Here is a 22,266-nt window from a genome sequence, read left to right as displayed (position 1 = left end):
TATTTTTCAACCAGGGAAAGGAGAGACTCCGAGATGAGCGCACGCGCCTCCAACCGGATTTTCGATATCGTCAATATTACGTTTGTGTCCCTGTTTGTCCTCTTCTGTTTACTGCCTTTCGTGCATATGATCGCGGTATCGCTCAGCTCCAACCGGGCGATTACTTCAGGCGAAGTGACCTTGTTTCCTGTTGAATTGAACTGGAGCGCCTATACTCAGGTCTTTTCTGACCACTCGATGCTGACTTCGCTCGGGTTTACGGTCATCTTGACTGTGGCGACGACGCTGCTCTGCATGCTGTTCACGATCGCGGCGGCTTATCCGCTGACGAAAGGCAACCTCAAAGGCCGTAAATTTTTCATGTATCTGATCATCATCACGATGTTCTTCAGCGGAGGCATCATTCCCGAGTATCTGCTGATCCGCGACCTAAATATGATCAATACGGTATGGGCGCTGATCCTGCCGGGCTTGGTCAGTCCGTTCAACCTGATCATTCTGATCACTTTCTTTAAAAATATCCCGCCGAGCCTGGAAGAATCCGCGGAGATCGACGGCAGTTCGTACATGCATACGCTGCTCAAAATCGTGCTTCCGCTGTCGCTGCCGGTTATGGCGACGCTGGCTCTCTTTTACGCGGTAGGACGCTGGAACGGTTTCCAAGATGCGCTGATGTATATTAATGATCCGCAAATTTATCCGCTTCAACTTAAATTGTTCCAAATGGTGCAAAACAACATGGTAACCGAGCTGACCCAGATGGAAGGCGCGAACCGTACGGCGTTGACGCCGGAAGCTTTGAAAGCCGCAACCGTCATTTTCGCGACCGTACCGATCCTGCTGGTGTACCCGTGGCTGCAAAAATACTTTGTAAGCGGCGTCATGTTGGGAGCGGTCAAAGGTTGATCGCGCCGCTGCCGTCGTCGGCATGATCGCCAGCGGCAAAACGGACGGGAAAGGAGAACTGCCGGATGAAAGAAAGTCTTCTGCACGACAAAGGCGAATATTCGTTCTCGACCTGCTGGAATATTCGTCGGCAGCCCGGCGGACGGGCGATGATCGAAGAAATTGCCGAACTTGGTTTCCGCCGCGTGGAGCTGAATTATAACGTGACCACGGAGATGCTGGAAGAGATCGAGCCCATGATCGAACGCGGCGAGATCGGCATCTCCAGCGTGCATAACACGTTTCCCCATACGCCCGATCCGGATTACGGGACCGATTCTGTACTGCTCGGGTTCGAGGACGAAGCACGTCGGCGCAAAGCGGTGGAACTGTTGGTGCGTTCGGCCGAATACGCGCATCGCTACGGGGCGGAAGCCGTCGTGGTACATCCCGGAGAAGTTCCGATTGCCCACGCCGACGTGAAGCATTTGGAGAAGCTGTATCATGAAGAAGGCCGTGAGTCTGATGTTTACCGCAAAGCCTGGGCTTCGTTTATCGAACGCAGGGAAAGCGAAGCGGATAGCTACGTGAAACGCATCATTTCCAGCCTGGACGAGGTCGGCAATCTTGCCGCATCCAAAGGATTGAACGTACGCTTCGGCATCGAAACCCGTTCGCGTCCGAATCAGATGCCGACGCTGGCCGAAGCGAAAACGATCATCGATGCGTTAAAAGGCGCGCCCGTAGGCATCTGGTACGACACCGGACATGCCATCATGATGGATCGGCTCGGCTTGTACGACAGCGTGGGCGAGATGGAAGGCTTAATGGATCATATCGTCGGCGTACATATTCATGAGACGATCGGACTGTCCGACCACTGGTGTCCGTACGTGCACAGCGGCGATCCGAACTTTTACGACGCATACCTGCCGATGATCGAACGCGCCGGAGTCAAAGTGTACGAGCTGAAAGCCGCTTGCGAGCCCGAGCAAATTCACGAAAGCCATCGGCTGCTGCTGGAGAAGCTTGCGGCAACAAAACAGACGGGATAAAGATCGGGGGACAACGAAATGCTATACGAGCGGCTGGTGCAAAAAAACGATGAAGCCGTGCGCCAAGGACTTCCGAGGCAGATCTTGGAGCCGGAGAGTCGATATTACGGGGGAACCGTCGATCCTTCGACAGGAATCGCTTGGGTGAATCATACCTCGGGAACGCCGACGGACATGTGCAATTGGGGAACGGCGCTGGTCAATCCGGATTCCGCGTTTTATCAGGATAAAGAGCTGCTGGAACGATTGCTGCTGGCTTCGAAATTCGTGCTTCGGAATCAGCATGCCGACGGTTCGATTTCGCCGGGCTGGACGAATTACCATTCCCCGCCGGATACGGCTTTCGTGGTCGTCGGGTATTCGCAGTTGTACGAGCTGTTGGACCGATCCGGCTGGGAGCCGCTTCGACCCGTATTGGAAAATATGCGATTGTTCTTGGAGCGTACGCTTCCGGCACTCGTGACGGGCGGCTGCCATACCCCGAACCATCGGTGGGTGTTGTGCGCGGCATTGGGCTGTCTGCACAAGCTGTTCGGCGGGGAGGCTTTGTTGATGCGCGCCGACGAATGGCTGGCCGAAGGAATGGACATCACGCCGGACGGCGAGTGGACGGAGCGCAGCAACGGGATTTATAGCGCGGTGAGCGATATCATGCTGATTTATGCGGCGCGTCTGCTGGATCGTCCGGAGCTGCTGGAACCGGTGCGGTTGAACCTGCGCATGATGGTGTATCTGGTGCATCCGTCCGGCGAAGTCGTGACCGATTATTCGGGGCGCCAGGACTTGGGACATTTTCACAACCTTTCTCCGTATTATTTGCCGTATGCCATGTTGGCGTTTCAAGACGGAGATCCGCTGCTCGCGGGCATGGCCGAACTGGCGGGACAAGCACTGGAAGATCCGGGCGTGGCTTCGGTCAATGTGCTGGTGCGCATGCTGCTGGAACCGGAGCTGCGCGGACCGTTTGCGCCGGACGGTATTTCCGCGGCAGATGCCGTGCCGACGAAATACGAGAAAGTGCTGAACGGCGAATTCCTGCGCGGCGGTTATTTGGAGCAAATGGAGGCGGCAGGCCATCACGGGCGCATCTTCCACAGCCGGCTGCATACCGATTTCGGCGCTCCCGTGGCCCGTATTCGCGACGGTCATACCAGCGTTACTTTAATGACAGAGACCCCGTCTTTCTTCGCGCTGCGTCACGGCTCGACCCGGCTGCTGGCGGTGCAGGCTTCATCGTATTTTACGCCCGGATACGTGCCCATGCAGGATATGAAGAGGCTTGAAGGCGGAGGCTATATCCTGTCCGGCGAGCAAAAGAAAGGGTATTACGGTCCCGTCAAACCGGAACTGCTGCCCGCATCCTCGACGACGCCGATCAGTCCCTGGTATCTGCTGCCGCATCAATCGCGCGAACTGACGCATGAGCAGACCTTCGGTGTTGAGATCGAAGCCATACCGTCAGAGGACGGACAGAACTGGAGGCTGCATATCGCAGCCGAAGAAGCGGCAGACGTCATGACGCAGCTCTCGTTCGTGTTCGGCTCCGAAGGAGAGATCACTTCCGGCGAACTGCTGGAAGCCGGACCGGATCGGTGGCTTTGGAGCGGCGGAACGCTGCGCTACGAATGCGGCGAAGACTGGATCGAACTGGAGGGAGCCGAGCTCGCCCACCTGTCCCTATCCGTGCGCGAAGCCAATCTGCCAAGCTCTTGCAAAGTCGTCCTGCTGAACCTGCTGACGCCGTTCGACAAAACCATTACGATCCGTCTTTCTCCGCAAGCGTGAACCGAAAATCCTGACAAGATCCTATCTTGTACGAACGAAGTAAAACGACCGCATTTTATGGGCGACGAATCAGGTCGCTTCATCAAAGGTGGTCGTTTTTGCATGTTTTCCTTTCTTTCTTCTCAGCAAAATAAGCGGGGTTTCGGATATCTTCGTATAAAAGGCGGAGAGTAACGTTCATTTTTGCGATACGCTTACATACGAGAAGAGCAAGCGGAGGAGGAGCAAAAAATGAGCAAAAAAACGTATGTATTGGTCGGTACGGGCGGCCGCGCGGAATTTTTCTACGGCGCGATCGCCAGTCAATTTCGGGAAACGTCGGAGCTGTTGGCTTTTTGCGACATCAATACGGTACGGATGGATTACTCCAATCGGATTTTGAAAGAAAAATACGATTATCCCCAAGTCAAAACCTATACCAGCGAACGGTTCGACGATATGATCCGCGAGCTGAAGCCGGACTGCGTGATCGTTACGAGCGTGGACCGTACTCACCATGTGTATATTATACGGGCGATGGAATTGGGCTGCGACGTCATTACGGAAAAGCCCATGACGACCGATGCGGCAAAATGCCAGGAGATCATCGATGCGGTCGAGCGTACGGGGCGGAATGTGCGGGTCAGCTTCAACTATCGGTATGCCCCGCATCATACCAAAATTCGCGAGCTGATCGAAGACGGGACCATCGGAGACGTGACTTCCGTTCATTTCGAATGGCTGCTGAACACGAAGCACGGCGCCGATTATTTCCGCAGATGGCACCGGGATAAGCGCAACGGCGGCGGCCTGCTGGTACACAAATCGACGCATCATTTCGACCTCGTCAACTTCTGGATCGGCTCGCAGCCGGAAACGGTGTTCGCGATGGGGGATCTGCTGTTTTACGGGCGCGAAAATGCGGAAAAGCGCGGCGTGACGAAATTCTACGACCGGGCCACGGGAAATCCGAATGCCCAGGACGATCCGTTTGCGCTGACGCTCGACGATAACGAACATCTCAAAGCGATGTATTTGGACGCCGAAGTCGAAGACGGCTACCGGCGCGACCAGAGCGTGTTCGGCGACGGCATCTCGATCGAGGATACGATGAGCGTCACGGTTCGGTACAAAAGCCGCGCTTTGCTGACCTATTCGCTCAACGCGTATCTGCCGTGGGAAGGCTACCGGATCGCGTTCAACGGCACGAAAGGGCGGATCGAAGCCAACGTCGTCGAGCAATCCTACGTCAACTCCGGCGGCGACAAAGCTCTTGAAGGCGCTCTGCAAGGTGCGAACATCCTCGTCTTCCCGATGTTCGGCGAAGCGTACAAAGCCGAATTCGAAGAAGCCGAAGGCGGCCACGGCGGCGGCGATCCCGTACTGCTCAACGATTTGTTCGGCGAGCCCGTCGAAGACCGTTTTAACCGCGCCGCTAACCATATCGACGGAGCGCGTTCGATCCTGACCGGAATCGCGGCCAATATCTCGATAGCCCAAGGCCGGGCGGTGAAGGTGGACGAGTTGGTACGGATGCCTAGAGGGTAATCAGGCAGAAAGTTCTGCGAAAATCCGATCTTGAACAGAATAAAAAATGCAGACTGTCCCGACCGTTGCGCTTCGACGGCGGGACAGTCTTTTGTCATGCATGCAGCCGAAGAGCCGATATTCTTCGGCTTTTTGCCGTCCGTCGAGGTAGATTTTTCGGAGTTCGCGCGACGACCTAAAAAAAGTCCACCTTTCCAAAAGAATCGACCTTCTGCAAAACCGGCATTCGCCTGTATAATAATCAGCGACAAAAGCTGTATGCAGCAGACTCGACATAAACGGAGGGTGATTTCCCCATGAATATATTGATTGTGGACGACGAGCCTCGCCATCGCCGCGGCATGATGAATCTGATCTTGTCGTTTCGACCGAACGATACGCTGACGGCGGCGGCCGACGGCGAAGCCGCGCTGGAATCGATCCGTGAGCAAAAGCCGGATCTCGTGCTGACGGATATCCGCATGCCGAACATGGACGGACTGCAATTTTTGCAGCAGATACAAAATGAACGGCCGAAGCCGCGCGTCGTGATGGTATCCGCTTATAATCTGTTTGATTACGCGCAGGAAGCGTTGCGGTACGGAGCCAGCGATTATCTGCTCAAGCCGATCGACGCCGACAAGCTCAGAACGATGCTCGCGCGAATCGACGACGAACTGTCGTCGGAAGCCCGGCGAAGCCGGGAAGCGGACGAATTGCGGCAGCGCCTTGACCGGTCGCAGTTCGTCTATCGAAGCCGTTTGTTCTCCGCTTGGCTAAACGGCAGCTTGACCGAGGAAGAAACGCAAGAGTTCGATGCGATCCTTGAGCCGAACGAAAGCGGCATTCCGATTTTCACCGAGATCGCGATCAAGGATAGGAAAAAAAGAGAGTTCGCCGCGGAAAGATTCGTGCGCGAGTTGGAGCTGAAGTGGTCGAATTGCGGCAGCGCCGTTTCGTTCGTTCTCGATGTCTGGAACAACGATTTTTTGCAAGCGATTACAATATTGCGACGCGGCTCCGATTTGTCGTTTCAAGAGCGCCAAACGATGATCGCGGCTGCCAAGCAAATGCAATCGGAATGGGAGGCGTACGGGCGTATTTTTCAAGGGTTCGGCCCGCTTTGCTTTTCGCTGCGGGAAAAAGGAGGCGAAGCATGCCGATCGGCCGTGGAAGCGGGCCGGCACGGAATACGCGAAAGTCTGGGCGGACCGGTATTTCATGATGAACTGCAAGCGCCGAATCTGCGTTCTGAAAAGCCGTTTTCCGACGTGGGCGGAGAAGCCGACGCGCTGGCCGAAGATTGTTTGCGATGGATCGAGGAGCATTTGCACGAAGATTTGACGCTGGAACGAGCGGCGGAACGGTTCTTTTTCAATCCGTCTTATTTCAGCACATGGATCAAGCAGCAGACCGGCCGCACGTTCACGCAGCAGTTGACGGAAGCGCGCATGCACCGGGCGCGGCTGCTGCTCGGCAAAGGACGCCGAATTCGCGAAACGTCGGAAGCCTGCGGCTACCCGGACACCAAATACTTTTGCCGGGTATTCAAAAAAGCGCATGGCCTTTCGCCCGCGGCGTACAAACACGGCTCCATGCTGAACAAGGCGACGCAATGAAGCGCGCGTATTCGTTTCGCTTCAAGCTGCTGATCAGCTACGTGCTGTTGACGTCGATTCCGCTTTTGACGCTCGGAACTCTATTTTACCAGGCCAGCCTTCGCGTCGTGACCGATCAGGCGCAGGATAACGTCTACGAGATCGTGCGCAAAAATAATCAACTGATGGATACGAAGCTCGGGATTCTCGATCAGAACAGCATGGCGCTATTTACGGACAAAGACCTGTTCGATTTGTTCAACGAACTGGAGCCTTCGGACGGTCCCGGGCTGCTGGCGGCGGATCGGCAGGTGTCGGATATTTTGCGCAATTACTTTTCCCAGATCGACGACGTCTATGCGTATCAGCTGTGGACTTCGTATTTCACGTTCGGTCAGCAGCTTCCGCAAGGCGGTCCGACCCGCTCGGACATTTATCGGACAGCTAAGCAAGCCGGGGGCCGGTTAGTCTGGTATCCCACATACGATTTTTCGAAGATGTTCAGTCAACCGGACTATGCCGACGACAATATCGATTTTCGTTATTTGTTTTCCGCGACCCGGGTGCTGGACTTTTCTTATTTGTCCGGTTCGCTGCTGCGTCGCCTGGATGAAGGCGTAGAGCGGCCGGTATTGGCCATCAGTTTGAAATACCAAGCGCTGAACGGACTTTTTTCGGGCAGCCTGCCCGAAGGCTCCCGGTATTTGGTGCTGGACGAGCAGGACCGCGTGGCGGCCGCCGACGATCCGGCGTTGATCGCGCGCGAATACGACGAAGCGTGGATCGACGAGCTTCAACGTTCGGGCAGCGGACGAACCCGGATGACGCTCGGCGGCGAACGGGTCATCGTATGTTTTGACCGCTCGCGAATTACGGGCTGGTTGTCGGTCGTGATTACGCCCGAAGACTCGTTGATCCGCGATCTGGCACCCGTGATCGGAGCTTCGACGCTGCTGCTGGCCGTGGTGTTGGCCGCCGCGGCTTTGGCATTGGCCTACTTCATATCCGGCAAGATCAATAAACCGGTAGAGCGCCTGACCGCCGCGATGCGTTCGGCGGGCGAAGGCGATTTCGAAGCACGGGTCTCGGTCGATTCCCGCGACGAACTGGGGCAGTTATTGAAGCATTTCAACCGCATGAACGACCGGATCGGTTATTTGGTCACGGAAGTGTACGAGACGAAGCTCAAAGAGCAGGAAGCGGAAATTCAAGCCTTGAATCGGCAGATGAATCCGCATTTTTTGTACAACACGCTCAATGTCATGAACTGGATGGCGCTCGAAAACGACCAGCGGGAACTGAGCCGCATGCTCGTCTGCTTGTCGAATATGCTGCACTACACGTCCCGGCGGGAATGGGGAGCGGTATCGTTGGATGAAGAGATCGAATGGATGAACAGTTATTTTTATATCATGCAGGCGCGTTTCGAAAACAAATTCACCGTCGAATACGATTTGGACCCGAGGCTTTACGAGTACGATCTGCCAAGGTTAACGTTTCAGCCGTTCGTGGAAAACGCCATTTTGCACGGGTTCGAGAACATGGAATCCGGCGGCAAGATTCGGATTGCCGGCAAGATCGACAAGGACCGACGGATTTACGCGATCACGGACAACGGGCGCGGGATGGATAAGGCGACGGTCGAAAACGTCTTGAACGGGGAAGGCGTCTCGGTCGGAATCGGCAACACGATCGCGAGGATTAAGATGCAGTACGGCGATCTGGCTTCGGTCGAAATATCCTCTTCGCAGGGAGTCGGCACCATGATTACGATCGTGCTTCCTCGGGAAATCCAATCATAGTCCACCTATCCAACAATGTTCAGGTTATGTAAGCGTTATCAAAAATTTATACTAAACGTAATCATAGACCGCGGCTATGACCGAAATTCAGATGTCGAGGAGGAAAAAAAGATGAGGGGAATCAAAACGAAAGTGTCTGGACTGATTTTGCTGCTTCTGCTGGCGACGACGGTGTTGTCCGCTTGTACGCGTTCCGGCGCCCAGCTCGGCGAAAGCAGTTCGGATCAAGGTGCGGCAAACGACGACGGCGACCGAATCACGTTGAGACTTGCCGTCTGGGGAGCGCCGGACGAAGTGAAGCCTTACAAGATCGCGATCGAAAAGTTCGAAAGCGAGCATCCGAACATCAAAGTGGAACTTCAGCATATCGCGACCGACTACGATACGAAGCTGACGACGATGGTCGCCGGCAACGACGTGCCCGACGTGGCGATGATGGAATCGGGCAGCATCGCGTATCCGTTGGCGGAGCAGGGCAAATTCTACAACCTGCAGGACTTTTTGGCGGATGACCCGGATATCAACGCGGACAGTCTCGTGCCCAACATTACATATTCGCTGGAAAAAGGCAACGTGATCGGGATCGCGCCCGGTCCCGAGACGTTCGGCCTGTTTTATAACGAAGACGCATTCAAGGAAGCGGGCGCGGAACCGCCCCCGTCGAACGTATCGGATGCTTGGACATGGGACGAATTCGTCGACGTCGCCAAGCAGTTGACGCTGGATAACCAAGGACGCAACGCGGCCGATCCGCAGTTCGATCCCAAAAACATCAAGCAGTACGGCGTCAATCTGCCTTCATGGTGGGCCAGCTACAGCAACTTCGTCTATTCCAACGGCGGGGATTTCATTTCCGAAGACGGCAAGGACTTCGCGCTCAACCAACCGGAAGCGGTCGAAGCGCTGCAAAACCTGGCCGACCTGGTCAACGTGCACCATGTCGCGCCTTCGCCGGTCCAATCCAAAAACATTCCGGCCACGCACGTGGCGCTGCAAACCAAAAAAGTCGCGATGGCGATCGACGGCCAGTGGGTCAGTTCGTCGCTGGCGCAGTCCAATTTCAACTTCAATGTCGGCGTATTGCCGGTGATGAAAGAGCCGCAAACGACCGTGGTCTGCGCCATGTTTTCCATGTTCAAATCGACCGAGCATCCCGAAGAATCATGGGAGCTGATCAAAGCCTTGATCGATCCGGAGTCGTCGATCGACATGCTGACGGCAGGCACGTGGATGCCGGCCGAACTTGATTGGTATACCGATCCGGCGCTGCTTGACCGTTGGACCAAAGACCTTCCGGCACGCCCGTCGGGTTATCAGGATGCCATTATCGACGTGCTGCTGAACCACAGCCACCAAACGCCGACCGGCTACGTCAAAAACTTCAATAAAATCATGGACGTCGTCACGCCGGCACTGGACAAAGTCTGGCTGGGCCAGCAGAGCGCGCAGGAAGCGATGGACGGCATTGCCGACAAAGCGCAGGCGCAGGTTCAAGGCCGCCGAGATTAATCGCGGCCCGATCCTTTTCCGCCCGTCGCAACGGACATGGAGGTTATGATGAGAAAAAGCTTGTTTTACGGATTGTTGTTCACGTCTCCGGCGATCCTCGGATTCCTGATTTTCACGCTGGGTCCGATGATCGCGAGCCTGGTGCTCAGTTTTACGGATTATTCCGTATTCAAAGACCGGACGTCGTTTATCGGCTTCGGCAATTACGTCCGCATGTTTTCGGGCGCGAACGATTACTTTTACCCGTCGCTGGGAGCTACGTTTTATTTCGTCGTGCTGCGGGTTCCGGCGGTGATCGTGCTTTCGTTCCTGATCGCGCTGCTGCTCAACATGAACGTGAAAGGCCGCGCCTTTTTCCGCACCGTCGTTTATTTGCCCAGCATCGTGCCGGCGGTCGCGTCGGCGATGATCTGGATGTGGCTGCTCAATCCCGATCTGGGACTGGTCAACACGCTGCTGAACGCGGTCGGACTGCCGGGAAGCCTGTGGCTGTACGGCGAAAGCTCGGTCGTGCCCGCCGTCGTGCTGACGTCGCTATGGGGCATCGGGGGCACGGTCATCATTTTCCTCGCCGGACTGTCGGGCATCCCGCGGCAGTATTACGAAGCGATCGACGTGGACGGAGGCGGCTGGTTCAGCAAGCTGCGCCATATCACGGTGCCGCTGGTGTCGCCGACGATCTTTTTCAACGCGATCATGACCATCATCGGTTCGATTCAGGTATTCAACGAAGCTTATATCCTGACCCAGGGAGGACCGAACAACAAAAGCTTGTTTTACGTGTTTTATCTATGGAGAACCGGATTTCGGGATACGGAGATGGGATATGCTTCGGCGCTGGCCTGGGTATTGTTCCTGGTGATCCTGTTCTTCACGTTCATCGTGTTCCGCACGTCCAAGTCCTGGGTCTACTACGAAGGGGAGGGACGCTGATGCGAACGTCGAGAACCGCGCTGACTTTCGGATACGCCATGCTGATTTTGATCACGGTGCTGTTTATCGGGCCTTTTCTATGGTTGATCCGCAGCTCGCTCATGGATTTGTCGCAGATTTTCACCATGCCGCCGGAATGGATTCCGAGGCCGTTCCGCTGGGATAACTTCGGCCGGGCGCTCACCGTGCTGCCGTTCGGAACGTATTTCATGAACACGTTCATCATTACGATCTCCGTCATCGTCGGCACCGTGCTGAGCAGCAGCGTCGCCGCATTCGGGTTCGCGCGCATCGATTGGCCCGGACGCAATCTCGTGTTCGCGATCTTGATGTCCGCGATGATGCTGCCGGGAGCGGTGACGCTGATTCCGAGTTTTCTCGGCTGGCAGGCGCTCGGATTTTACGATACGTTTTACCCGCTGATCGTACCCGCTTATTTCGGAGGAGGCATTTTCAATATCTTTTTGCTGCGCCAGTTTTACTTGACCATTCCGCGGGATTTCGACGAAGCGGCATTCGTGGACGGAGCGTCTTATTTTCAAATTTACCGCTCCATCATTTTCCCTCTTAGCCGTTCGGCGATCATCGTGGTAGCGCTGTTTTGCTTTTTGGCGTCGTGGAATGATTTTATGGGGCCGTTGATTTATCTCAAAAGCGAAAACCTGTACACGCTGGCGCTCGGGCTGCAAATGTTCCAAGGAACGTATACGGCTCAATGGGATCTGCTGATGGCGGCATCCGCGGCGGTCGTGCTGCCCTGCGTCGTCGTTTTTCTGATCGGGCAAAAATACTTTTTGGAAGGCATCACGCTGACCGGATTGAAAGGGTAAAGGAGGCAAACGATGATCGCGTCCGAAAACAAGCTTAAACGATGGGGCGGCGTGCCGTTTACGAGCGTGAAAATTTGGGATGAATTCTGGAGCCCTAGGCTTCGGCAGATCCGTGACGTGACGGTGCCGGTTTGTCTGGACCGCTGCGCGGAGACCGGGCGGATCGACAATTTCTCCAAAGCGGCCGGACGCATGGAAGGGCCTTTCGAAGGGATGTACTACAACGATTCGGACGTGTACAAAGTGCTTGAAGGCGGTGCCTACGTGCTGATGATTCAGCGCGACGCCGAGCTTGAACGGCGGCTGGATTCCGTCATCGACGAAATTTGCGCCGCGCAGGAACCGGACGGGTATCTGAGCACGTACTATACGCTTGTCGCGCCCGAGCTCAAATGGAGCGACATGGAGAAGCATGAGATGTACAACGGCGGCCATCTGATCGAAGCGGCGGTCGCTTATTATCAGGCTACGGGCAAGCGCAAACTGCTGGACGCCGCTTGCCGATTGGCCGATCATTACGACGATCTGTTCGGACCGGCCAAACGGCATTGGGTGGAAGGGCACGAAGAGATCGAGCTGGCGCTCGTGAAGCTGCACGGCGTTACGGGCGAAGAACGGTATTGGAAATTGGCGCTGTGGCTGCTGGAAGAACGGGGGCGGGGTCTCGGACGCGGCGAAATCTGGGACAACCCCGAATGGGGGCCGGCTTACTGCCAAGATGATGTGCCGGTACGAGAGATTCGCCGCGTGACCGGCCATGCCGTGCGCGCCATGTACCTGTACGCGGCCATGGCGGATATCGCGCGAATTTCCGGCGATGCGGCGTATGTCGAAGCGCTGACGGCCGTATGGACCCATACGGCGCGGCGCAATCTGTATCTGACCGGAGGCATCGGCCCTTCCCGTCATAACGAAGGCTTCACGCATGATTACGATCTGCCGAACGAAAGCGCCTACTGCGAAACGTGCGCGGCGATCGGCATGGCGTTTTGGAACCATCGGATGAATCTGCTGCTCGGTGAAGGCAAGTACGCGGACCTGGTCGAACTGGAACTGTACAACGGGGCTTTGGCAGGCATTTCGTTGTCCGGCGATCGGTTTTTTTACGTCAATCCGCTGGCCTCGGCCGGGCATCATCATCGGGTAAGCTGGTTCGATACGTCGTGCTGCCCCACCAATCTGGTACGGTTCCTGCCGGCCGTCGGCCAATACGCGTACGCGCAAACGGAGTGCGGCATCGCGATCAATCAGTACATCGGAGGCAAAGCGGAGCTTGTGACCGGCTGCGGACAACCGGTGTCGATCACGCAGGCGACGAATTATCCGTGGGACGGGACGGTCAATCTGGGCATCGGTCCCGCCAAAACGTCGGCATTCACGCTGCGGCTGCGTATTCCGGGATGGTGCCGAAGCTATCGGATATCGGTATGCGGACAAGAAACCGAAGCGACGCCGAAAAACGGGTATCTGGAACTGAACCGGACCTGGAAACCGGGCGATCACGTTCGGCTGGTGTTGGACATGCCGGTCGAAACCGTTCGAACGCGGCCGGAAGTGAAAGAAAATATCGGCCGGATCGCGCTTCGGCGCGGGCCGATCGTGTATGCGCTGGAAGGAAGCGACAATCCGGAAGCGGAATACGACGGGTTCGCGTTGTCGGCCGATCGCGCTTTCCGCACGGTGCACGATTCGGAACTGCTCGGCGGGGTAACGTTACTTGAAACGGGCGGCGGCGACAACGAACGTCCTTACCGCTTTATCCCTTATTATGCCTGGGATAACCGCGAGCCGGGCTTTATGCAGGTATGGATGCGGGAAGCATCGAATGACGAATTGTATTTAGGAGGTTGAAAACCATGCAGCATTCCCAATCAAATGTTGACGCCCGGGCGGCCAATCCGTTATCGCCCGGTTGGTACGCCGATCCGGAAGCCCGGATATTCGAAGGGAATTATTGGATCTATCCGACGCATTCGGCGATTTACGAAGAACAGACTTTTTTCGATGCGTTTTGGTCGAAAGATTTGAAGGAATGGCATAAAGCGGAGCGGATTTTGGAGATCGAACAGATTTCGTGGGCGGAAAAAGCGCTGTGGGCACCGTCGTCGATCGAAGTCGGAGGGCGGTATTACCTGTATTTTTGCGCCAACGATATCCAAAGCGACGACGAGGTCGGCGGAATCGGCGTAGCGGTGGCGGACCGCCCGGAAGGCCCGTTCCGCGATGCGCTCGGTCGTCCGTTGATCGATCGTTTCCATTACGGCGCGCAGCCGATCGATCCGCATGTTTTTGCGGACGACGACGGTCAAGCGTATTTGTTTTACGGCGGTTGGGGACACTGCAACGTCGCCAAGTTGAATCGCGATATGACCAGCGTTGACGCGTTCGAGGACGGGTCGACGTTCAAGTCCGTCACGCCCGAGCATTATGTGGAAGGCCCGTGCATGTTCAAGCGAGGCGGACGGTATTATTTCATGTGGGCGGAAGGCGGTTGGGGAGGACCCGACTACTCGGTCGCTTATGCGATATCCGACGCGCCGCTCGGTCCGTTCGAGCGGATCGGGAAAATTTTGCAGCAGGATCCCGACGTCGCGACCGGAGCGGGGCATCACGGTTTGTTCGTTCCGCAGGAAGAAGACGGCGAATGGTGGATTGTTTACCATCGCCGCCCTTTGGGCGAGACCGACCGCAATCACCGGGTGCTGTGCATGGACCGGATGTTTTTTGCGGAAGACGGAACGATACTGCCTGTGAAAATGACTTGAACACATGATCGACAGCAACAGCAGGCCCATCGATCCGAAGACTTCGATCCTGACCGAAAGGCAGGAATCGAAGTCTTTTTTTTGCATTCAACGACTCGTTAAGCCGCGCTGAACTTCCCGCAATTCCCGCCAGCCGATCAACACGATCCCTTCCTCCTCGATCGCGTTCCGAACCTCCGCGTCTCGGAACAGGTCATAGTCGAATACGCGGGAAGGCCAACTATCCGTAATCGCCCGAAGCTCGTCCGTATCCAGCGAAGGATGGAACAGCATCTCCGTAACCCCCGGCTCAAGCCCGCGCAGCAGCTCGATCGCATGATCCCGGGCGAAGTTATAATATTGATCCTTATCGTAAGTAAACGGAAGCCCGATAACCTGATCCGGATGCAGCACGCCGAGTTCCTGGGCGAGCGCCGAAATATCGGCCTCGTCCCCCGTCGCATAAGCAGGATTGATCGAGAATCGTACAGGCAAATCATGCTCCGCACCCAGTTCGATCAATAACCGATGATGAACGTTGCGCAGACTGCCCATATGATTATCCAGATGGGTAGGTTCAAGGCCCCATGACTTTGCCAACAAAATTTGGGCGTTCATCTCCGCACGCAAGACAGTCGGATCGACGTCCGGCATATACGCGGCATCCGGCGGGAAATGCCCTTGTTTATCCGTTAATGTCTCCGCGCCCGGCTGATTCAGCACAGGTCCCCATTTATAAAATTCCCATTCGCTGGTTGACGTCAGATGAACGCCCACATCCAGCTCCGGATCCATTGAAGCGGCAGCGGCGGCTTCCAAAGCCCAAGGACAATTGACCATGAGCGTCGTCGAAGTGATCGCGCGGCGTTCCCAAAGATCGAGAATCGCCCGATTGGTCGCATGGCACATCCCGAAATCATCGGCGTGAACGATCAAGAATTTGTGATTGTATCGGTTTTTCGAAGTCAACATTAGAAATCCCTCCGTTATTCGGGTTTCGTATTCGGATGAAGGAAGCGCAGCTCATTTTTATTATGACGCAAATCAAGGAGAAAAATCCAGTCCGTTGGGTGGGATTTCCATAATGATATTGTCGTGAAAAGGCTAGTACCTTTTCAACACTAAAAGTAGGAATACGCCCCCCTGAATCGCACCTAAAGAGTGTGCGTTTCAGGAAAACGTAAACCTGTGGTTAAGAGTTGAAAGGGTACTAGGGAACGCGGTTTTTAGGTCTTTGGAAACAGGCTGCCCGGTTGCATTTGCAGTAGGGTAACACTTATAATGAAGTGTTACACAAAAACGTCACAATAGGCTGGAGGTGCGCATGAGCAAGTCAAAATTTTACGTGGTCTGGACGGGGCAGCAGCCCGGCGTCTACGCGACCTGGGCAGAATGCAAAGCACAGGTGGACGGATTTCCGGGCGCCCGATACAAATCGTTCGAATCGAGAAGCGCGGCAGAAGCAGCATATGCCGAAGGCGCCAAGCCGTACATACGGTCCGGCTCTGCCGGAAACGCCAAGAAAGCGGGCAACCCGAAGCCCGGTGCCAAGCCGGCAGGAGACATCGACTACAACAGCATCTCGGTAGACGTGGGAACGCGCGGAAATCCCGGACCCGTCGAGTACAAGGGGGTGGATACGGCGACCGGCGAGGTGATCTTCTCGCACGCACCGATTGCCAAGGGAACGAACAATCTCGGAGAATTCCTCGCCATCGTGCATGCGCTCGCCCATATTCAAAAGGAAGGCAGCGACAAGTCCGTCTACAGCGACTCGGTCAATGCCATGAAATGGGTGAAGCAGCGGCGGGTGTCTTCAACGCTGCCGCGCGATCAATCAACCGAAGAAATATGGACCCTGGTTGATCGGGCGGTTCAGTGGTTGGAAACTCATCCGTACAGCACGAAGATCATGAAGTGGGAGACCCGGGATTGGGGCGAAATCAAAGCCGACTATGGCAGGAAATAAGCGTCACGAAGCGCTTGCCAAATTGCGCCGTACCCCCAAACGTGCTAGTATAATTTCTAACGTTTACCGGACCGCCAGGCCGGCTCTTGTTCGCGCGAGAGTCGGCTTTTTGACCGTTTTGGGGCGTTCGGAGCGTACGCGTGAATTTGGGGTAATGAAGGCCGGGACGAATTTCTTTCATACCGTGTCGGAAAATTTGGAAAGGAGCGAAGCGAATGTTTGGCAACGATTGGGATGAGGTACTGAAAGACGAGATTCGTCAGCCGTATTTTGAGGAGTTGATGCAGCGGGTAGAGGAAGAGTACCGGACGCATACCGTGTATCCGCCGGAGCCGCTTTTGTTTCAGGCGCTGAAATTAACCCCTTTTGCCGCCGTCAAGGCCGTCATTCTCGGTCAGGACCCTTATCACGGACCGGGACAGGCTCATGGACTAAGCTTCTCCGTTTTACCGGGTGTGCGAATTCCGCCTTCACTGCGAAATATGTATAAGGAGTTGGCTTCGGACCTGGGAGTCGCGGTACCGGATCACGGTTACCTGATTCATTGGGCCGAGCAGGGCGTGCTGCTGCTGAATACGGTATTGACCGTGCAGGAGGGCAAAGCCGCCTCGCATCAAAAGCTGGGATGGCAGCGTTTTACCGACGCCGTAATCCGGGCCGTAGGCGAGCGGGAACAGCCGGCGGTCTTCCTTTTATGGGGCGCTCACGCCCAAAAGAAAGAAGCGCTGATCGATGCCGATCGCCATGCCGTACTGAAATCCGTACATCCGAGCCCGTTATCGGCGAGAGGCGGATTTTTCGGCAGCAAACCTTATTCGCGAACGAACGATTATTTGAATTCACACGGCATCCAGCCGATAAATTGGGAAATACCGTCGCTGTAAAGCGACTGCCCGGAGGTGCGCGCTTTGAAACATTGGGTAGGAAAAAAAGTGGTTGTCGACAACGGCGGTCCGTATCAGACGAAGCGCTACGGGACCCTGATCCGCTGGAACGACAAAGAACAATACATTGTGCTCAGCCCCGGCGGAGTCCGGATCGGCATGAAAGACATTATGTCGATTCGGGAAGTTGACGTTCTTCCGCAAGAAAGCCGTCAGGCTGCGGGACGCGCAAATTCAATAGGGTACGTCATGAGGACGATGCGCCAGTTTGAGCATGCCGTCCTGTTTCGCTCGGAAGTGATGGTCTGGCAGGGAAACAAGCTGCTGGCTTCGCGAGCGCGTTTGATCAAACATAACGACCAAGCGGTCACCTTGGAAGACGGAACCGTATTGGACAAGCGAGAGCATCGTTTTATTGTTCGATCCTTCCGCGGATAGAGCAGAGAAACAATCAAACGATAATGCCGATTCTTGCTCAAGCAACAGCAGTTGGAATCGACGTTGCGTTCGACCTTTCTTCGTATTCAAACAAGGATCACCCAGCAAGTTCAATCCGGGCTGTCGAGCAAACCTCGGCAGCCTTTCTTGATATCATCTATGCACCTGTACAAAAAGGAGAGATCACGATAATGAACAAATTGGCAATCATTTCGGATATTCACGGTTCTTCGACCGGACTGGAGCGAGCTTTGGAGCAGGCAGACCGGGAAGGCGCAAAGCGTATCCTTCTGCTCGGAGATCTGCTCTACCACGGCCCGCGCAACCCGCTTCCGGACGGATACGATCCTCAACAAGTAGCCAATCTGCTCAATGCGCGCAAAGCGCAGATCGACCTGGCCGTTCGCGGAAACTGCGATGCGGAAGTCGATCAAATGATGATTGAATTTTCGATCATGGGCGAGTATGCCGTTTTACTGCAAGGCAGTCGTAAAGTGTTCGTGACCCATGGACATCATCACCATATGGATCACCTGCCGGATTTGCTCGCGGGAGATGTTTTCATGCAGGGGCATACCCATATCCCGGTAGCCGAGACGCGCTCGGGCATTCACCTGTTCAATCCGGGGTCGGTATCGCTGCCCAAAGGAGGCTATCCGCCTTCTTACGGACTGCTGGACGAACAAGGCTTGCTCGTCAAAGGATTGGACGGATCCGAACTTCTTCGGCTGGACTTGAACAGAGCGGATTAGGGCGTGTCTTCAAACCTCGACGGAAGCAGATTTTGCCGAATTTTCGTGCTGAATAAGGAACTTTTCTGAAGGCGTGCCGGGGCACGTCGAGGGAAAGTGACGCGACGTTGCCGGAATCGTACACGCTTTAGGCACGAATCCGGGGCAGCGCGAAAAGGCGGTAAAAGATGCACGTTGGCAGGTTTGAAGGCACGCTCTAGGGCTTATAATTCTTTTTCCATCCGTACATGCAAAATACCGGCGTCATAGAACGGCTCGCCGGGAAGCGTACGATATCCGAGGGAATGATAAAAGCCTTCGGCATGGCATTGACTATCCAAGACGGCACGCTTGTATCCTGCCGAGCGTGCCGCGTCTTCCAGTCCGTCCATCAAGACTCGACCCAGTCCCTGACCTCGGTAAGCCGAGCGGACCGCGACTCGCTGCATTTTGGCCGCTCCGTCCTGATAAGGCGTGAAGCGTCCGGCTGCGGCGTCACCGTCCGAGGCTTCAACCAGAACGTGTCCGGCAGTCGAATCCATACGGTCGTAGCTGTCGACTTCCAGTTCTTCGGGTACCTGCTGTTCTTCGACAAAGACCTCCCGGCGCACAGCCAGGCAGCGCTGCAGCTGGCTTTCTTTTTCGATCATAACGATCTTGAAATTTTTCATGGGAAGTCCTCCTGTTGATCCGTTTTCGCGAGCGTTTCCGCGATTCAAGGATTCATTATAACCAAGCTGGTAAGAAAAATCCATGTCGACTTCGATTTCGCTTCTTTGCTGAACCATTCGGTTAGAACAAGGCGGAAGCGGTTAATAGGGAGAAGGAAAGCAGGAAAGTTTTTATGAGAACAGGACGAGACAGGAGGACGACATAATGACGAATCGAACGATTATAGGCGTATTCCCGACTGAACAGGCCGCGCTTGACGCGATTCATCAACTGAAGGCGCAAGGAGTAGGGAACGACCGAATTACGGTAGTCGGACAGGACCCGAACCCGATCGAAGAGATCGCCGAAGATACGAATCTCGAATCGCCCGAATCCAACGTGAAACCGGAAGAATCCAAAGGATTTTTGCATAGTATCCGCGATACGTTTACCGAGTCGGGCGACAGCGAGTTTACCAATGTGGGGCCTTATGTGGCGGCAGGCCCGTTGGCTTACCGCTTTATCGGCTCCGACACGTATTCCGGCGGTCACGGCTGGAAAGAAGATTTCACTTCGATGGGCTTCAACGAAGCCGAGGCGGAGAAATACGACGAGGCGGTTCGCCAAGGTTCGATTCTGCTGCTGCTTGAAGAAACTTCGGGCGACATCGGCGCCATTCGCAGCATCCTCGGTACGACTGCGAATACAAGCCAGTAATTTCTATGAACAATAGGGTCACGTAATCGGAATAAAAAAGATCGATGCACTCGCATCGGTCTTTTTTTTGTGCCATTTTTATCTTTATGGGTGTATTGACTTAAATTTGAATGGTATGTATTGTATAATCGTAATTATTACGAAGTAGAATGGAGGGGAAGGTTACGGCACATTTATTGATGATCGAAAGTTGGGTCGGAGCGAGCGGGAATCTGTTACCGCCGCTGCTTAAAGCTAGAGGACATTCGTATACCTTTGTTACGAGAAAGCTGGGTCACTACGGGGAACCGGACGTCCGGCCGCCGCATCCGGTTATTGCCCATGCGGATGAGGTGCTGGTTACCGAGACCAATGATCCCGCAGCCTTGATTGAATTTTTGCGCCTTTATTCGTTCGACGGCGTGATTACCGTTTGCGATTACTACATCGATACGGTCAGACAAGTAGCGAAGGCTTTTTCCCTCCCTTGTCCGTTTCCGGATACGGTCGAGCTTGTTCGGAACAAATATCGAATGCGGGAGTCGCTCGATCAAGCCGGCCTTGCCAACCCGCCTTACCGAATCACTCGCAGTTGGGAAGAGACGAAGGCTTCGGCCGAAGAGATCGGTTATCCGTTAGTCGCCAAACCGGTCGACCTGGCATCCAGCGCTTTTGTCAATTTGATTCGCGATCCGGAGGAGTTACATACAGCCTACGAGGCGCTTGATGCTTTTCCGCTCAATTTCAGAGACCAAGAGCGGGATCGCCGCATATTATTGGAGGCATTTATGCAAGGAACCGAAGTCAGCGTGGAGTCTGTTTGCTATGACGGACATATTCATACGCTGGGAATTACGGATAAATCGGTTACGGGAACTCCTTATTTTATTGAAAACGGACATATGTTCCCGGCAAAACTGGACGAACAAACAGTGCGAACAGTTCGCCGGTTTGTCGAGCAGGCGCTGCATGCAGTCGGGTTCGACCACGGGATCGCGCACACGGAAGTCATGCTGACCGCCGACGGTCCGCGCATCGTCGAGATCAATCCGAGAACGGCCGGCAATTATATTGTGGAACTTGTGAAACATGTCACGGGATTGGACTTGCTTGAAGTGTTCGTGGATCTTGCGCTCGGGCAAAAGCCGCTTTTGGAGCAGCAGGATCAAGGTGCGGCAAGTGCGGCGATCGCTTTCCTGGTTCCTCCGCACGAAGGCATGATCGCGCAGATGGAAGGCATGGAGACGTTGGAATCCGATCCGCGAATCGCTCGTTTCCAATTCGTCGACGGACATAACCTTTTCGTCAACAAGCCTATTGATAACGCTTGTTATCTCGGCCATGTGGTAGCTTGCGACCCTGAAGGACAAGAGGCCAGAAGTTATGCGGAAAGTGCTTTATCCCGCGTGCGCCTTCATTATCTCGAAAAAGGCGGAGCCGCAAAATGAATCTGATTCGATTGCAGGAAGCCGTTTTGCGCAAAGAGTTCGGTCCGGATCCGGAAGCGCTAACCGTTACGGGAGCGGTAAGCATGTACCAGACTACGCAATTTCCGGGCTCTTCCGTCAAATACCATAATCATTATGTGCTGCTGCGCGTCGAAGAAGCTTTTGGAGCTTGTTCGCATATGCCCGAGCAGCTGACGAGCGAAGTGGCCGAACAATGCTCCGGACGCTCTGTAGCGCAACTTTTGCAGGATCATCGATTACCCGTTCGCATTGCCGCGATGGACGCTTATTTGGGAGCGGTAAGGCCGCACCGTGCAAATTGCAAAACGGTAGTCGGGATCAAGCCCGGCACGCCTCTGGAAAAAGCCAAGCAGCGCGATCTGCACATTGCCGATACTGCGCGGATCGCGTCGGGCAGCCGGATTGCGCTGATCGGCGTGGTTAATCCGCTGGTCGAGGCGATCGTGCAGCGCGGAGGAATTTGCTTGCCCTGCGATTTGCAAATGGAACATACCCAGTGGGGTCAGCCTGTGGAGAAAGATATGAACATCGTGTTGGAACAGGCGGACGGAGTCATTTGTACCGGAATGACGTTAAGCAACGGGAGCTTCGATCTGATTTTGGAAAAGGCGAAGCAGCGGGGCATTCCGTTAACGGTCTATGCCCAGACCGGGAGCGCCATCGTTGCAGCTTTTTACGGCAAAGGAGTAAGTGCTCTTGTTGCGGAGCCGTTTCCTTTTACGCAGTTCAGCGGAGGGACCTCGGAGTTGTTTATCTACGATTGATTTTGGAAGGAGATACG

20 protein-coding genes are annotated in these 22,266 nt (G+C 55.0%); 18 read left to right on the top strand and 2 right to left on the bottom strand.

Annotated elements, in window-relative coordinates; genetic code table 11:
• Nucleotides 1-33: 33 nt before the first annotated feature.
• The 11 genes from HRQ63_RS20450 (at nucleotide 34) to HRQ63_RS20400 (ending at nucleotide 14,668) form a co-directional block, all read left to right on the top strand.
• Nucleotides 34-906 carry a carbohydrate ABC transporter permease gene (locus HRQ63_RS20450; RefSeq protein WP_172247033.1) on the top strand — a complete coding sequence of 291 codons (873 nt, stop codon included), beginning with the start codon at nucleotides 34-36 and terminating at the stop codon, nucleotides 904-906.
• 65 nt (nucleotides 907-971) lie between these two features.
• The gene (locus tag HRQ63_RS20445) at nucleotides 972-1,940 is read left to right on the top strand and encodes a sugar phosphate isomerase/epimerase family protein (protein WP_172247032.1); all 969 of its coding nucleotides are present in this window, start codon (nucleotides 972-974) and stop codon (nucleotides 1,938-1,940) included.
• A gap of 18 nt (nucleotides 1,941-1,958) precedes the next feature.
• On the top strand, nucleotides 1,959-3,725 hold the full coding sequence (locus tag HRQ63_RS20440; protein ID WP_172247031.1) for a prenyltransferase/squalene oxidase repeat-containing protein: 1,767 nt from the start codon (nucleotides 1,959-1,961) through the stop codon (nucleotides 3,723-3,725).
• 231 nt (nucleotides 3,726-3,956) lie between these two features.
• Entirely contained in the window at nucleotides 3,957-5,252 is a 1,296-nt protein-coding gene (locus HRQ63_RS20435; protein ID WP_172247030.1) for a Gfo/Idh/MocA family oxidoreductase, read from the top strand.
• 296 nt (nucleotides 5,253-5,548) lie between these two features.
• Nucleotides 5,549-6,850: a response regulator transcription factor gene (locus tag HRQ63_RS20430; protein WP_172247029.1), complete on the top strand. Its 1,302-nt coding sequence runs from the start codon at nucleotides 5,549-5,551 to the stop codon at nucleotides 6,848-6,850.
• Nucleotides 6,847-8,631, top strand: coding sequence for a cache domain-containing sensor histidine kinase (locus HRQ63_RS20425; RefSeq protein WP_172247028.1), 1,785 nt, complete (start codon nucleotides 6,847-6,849; stop codon nucleotides 8,629-8,631). Before HRQ63_RS20430 ends, HRQ63_RS20425 begins: the two co-directional genes overlap by 4 nt.
• Before the next feature lie 111 nt (nucleotides 8,632-8,742).
• On the top strand, nucleotides 8,743-10,140 hold the full coding sequence (locus HRQ63_RS20420) for an ABC transporter substrate-binding protein (protein WP_172247027.1): 1,398 nt from the start codon (nucleotides 8,743-8,745) through the stop codon (nucleotides 10,138-10,140).
• A gap of 48 nt (nucleotides 10,141-10,188) precedes the next feature.
• Nucleotides 10,189-11,073 carry a carbohydrate ABC transporter permease gene (locus HRQ63_RS20415; protein ID WP_172247274.1) on the top strand — a complete coding sequence of 295 codons (885 nt, stop codon included), beginning with the start codon at nucleotides 10,189-10,191 and terminating at the stop codon, nucleotides 11,071-11,073.
• Nucleotides 11,073-11,903, top strand: a complete 831-nt coding sequence (locus HRQ63_RS20410) for a carbohydrate ABC transporter permease (protein ID WP_172247026.1) — start codon at nucleotides 11,073-11,075, stop codon at nucleotides 11,901-11,903. Before HRQ63_RS20415 ends, HRQ63_RS20410 begins: the two co-directional genes overlap by 1 nt.
• A gap of 12 nt (nucleotides 11,904-11,915) precedes the next feature.
• Nucleotides 11,916-13,754: a glycoside hydrolase family 127 protein gene (locus HRQ63_RS20405; RefSeq protein ID WP_172247025.1), complete on the top strand. Its 1,839-nt coding sequence runs from the start codon at nucleotides 11,916-11,918 to the stop codon at nucleotides 13,752-13,754.
• 5 nt (nucleotides 13,755-13,759) lie between these two features.
• Nucleotides 13,760-14,668 (top strand): glycoside hydrolase family 43 protein, encoded by a 909-nt coding sequence (locus HRQ63_RS20400; protein ID WP_172247024.1) that lies wholly within the window; start codon nucleotides 13,760-13,762, stop codon nucleotides 14,666-14,668.
• Nucleotides 14,669-14,755: 87 nt separating this feature from the next.
• Here HRQ63_RS20400 and HRQ63_RS20395 read toward each other — a convergent pair whose 3' ends face one another.
• Entirely contained in the window at nucleotides 14,756-15,619 is an 864-nt protein-coding gene (locus HRQ63_RS20395) for a polysaccharide deacetylase family protein (RefSeq protein WP_172247023.1), read from the bottom strand.
• Between the two features lie 352 nt (nucleotides 15,620-15,971).
• On the opposite strand from HRQ63_RS20395, the gene rnhA reads away from it, so the two are divergent.
• From rnhA to yfcE, 4 genes are all read left to right on the top strand, one after another.
• Nucleotides 15,972-16,616: a ribonuclease H gene (rnhA, locus tag HRQ63_RS20390; RefSeq protein ID WP_172247022.1), complete on the top strand. Its 645-nt coding sequence runs from the start codon at nucleotides 15,972-15,974 to the stop codon at nucleotides 16,614-16,616.
• Nucleotides 16,617-16,831: 215 nt separating this feature from the next.
• Nucleotides 16,832-17,500, top strand: a complete 669-nt coding sequence (gene ung / locus HRQ63_RS20385) for a uracil-DNA glycosylase (RefSeq protein ID WP_172247021.1) — start codon at nucleotides 16,832-16,834, stop codon at nucleotides 17,498-17,500.
• Between the two features lie 24 nt (nucleotides 17,501-17,524).
• Complete coding sequence (locus HRQ63_RS20380) at nucleotides 17,525-17,938, top strand: hypothetical protein (RefSeq protein WP_172247020.1); 414 nt, start codon at nucleotides 17,525-17,527, stop codon at nucleotides 17,936-17,938.
• 191 nt (nucleotides 17,939-18,129) lie between these two features.
• Nucleotides 18,130-18,690 (top strand): phosphodiesterase, encoded by a 561-nt coding sequence (gene yfcE, locus HRQ63_RS20375; protein WP_172247019.1) that lies wholly within the window; start codon nucleotides 18,130-18,132, stop codon nucleotides 18,688-18,690.
• A 203-nt stretch (nucleotides 18,691-18,893) separates the two neighbouring features.
• Here yfcE and HRQ63_RS20370 read toward each other — a convergent pair whose 3' ends face one another.
• Complete coding sequence (locus tag HRQ63_RS20370; protein ID WP_172247018.1) at nucleotides 18,894-19,340, bottom strand: GNAT family N-acetyltransferase; 447 nt, start codon at nucleotides 19,338-19,340, stop codon at nucleotides 18,894-18,896.
• A 205-nt stretch (nucleotides 19,341-19,545) separates the two neighbouring features.
• Between HRQ63_RS20370 and HRQ63_RS20365 the strand changes: the two genes are divergently transcribed.
• The 3 genes from HRQ63_RS20365 to HRQ63_RS20355 all read left to right on the top strand — a co-directional run bounded on the left by HRQ63_RS20365 (nucleotide 19,546) and on the right by HRQ63_RS20355 (nucleotide 22,249).
• The gene (locus HRQ63_RS20365) at nucleotides 19,546-20,037 is read left to right on the top strand and encodes a YflT domain-containing protein (protein ID WP_172247017.1); all 492 of its coding nucleotides are present in this window, start codon (nucleotides 19,546-19,548) and stop codon (nucleotides 20,035-20,037) included.
• Nucleotides 20,038-20,216: 179 nt separating this feature from the next.
• Nucleotides 20,217-21,464, top strand: a complete 1,248-nt coding sequence (locus HRQ63_RS20360) for an ATP-grasp domain-containing protein (RefSeq protein ID WP_229714078.1) — start codon at nucleotides 20,217-20,219, stop codon at nucleotides 21,462-21,464.
• Nucleotides 21,461-22,249: a Rossmann-like domain-containing protein gene (locus HRQ63_RS20355; RefSeq protein WP_172247015.1), complete on the top strand. Its 789-nt coding sequence runs from the start codon at nucleotides 21,461-21,463 to the stop codon at nucleotides 22,247-22,249. Before HRQ63_RS20360 ends, HRQ63_RS20355 begins: the two co-directional genes overlap by 4 nt.
• The last annotated feature ends 17 nt before the right edge of the window (nucleotides 22,250-22,266 follow it).

It is taken from the genome of Saccharibacillus endophyticus (assembly GCF_013185185.1).
GTDB classification, from domain to species: domain Bacteria; phylum Bacillota; class Bacilli; order Paenibacillales; family Paenibacillaceae; genus Saccharibacillus; species Saccharibacillus endophyticus.
This window is presented reverse-complemented; position numbering and strand designations above follow the sequence as displayed.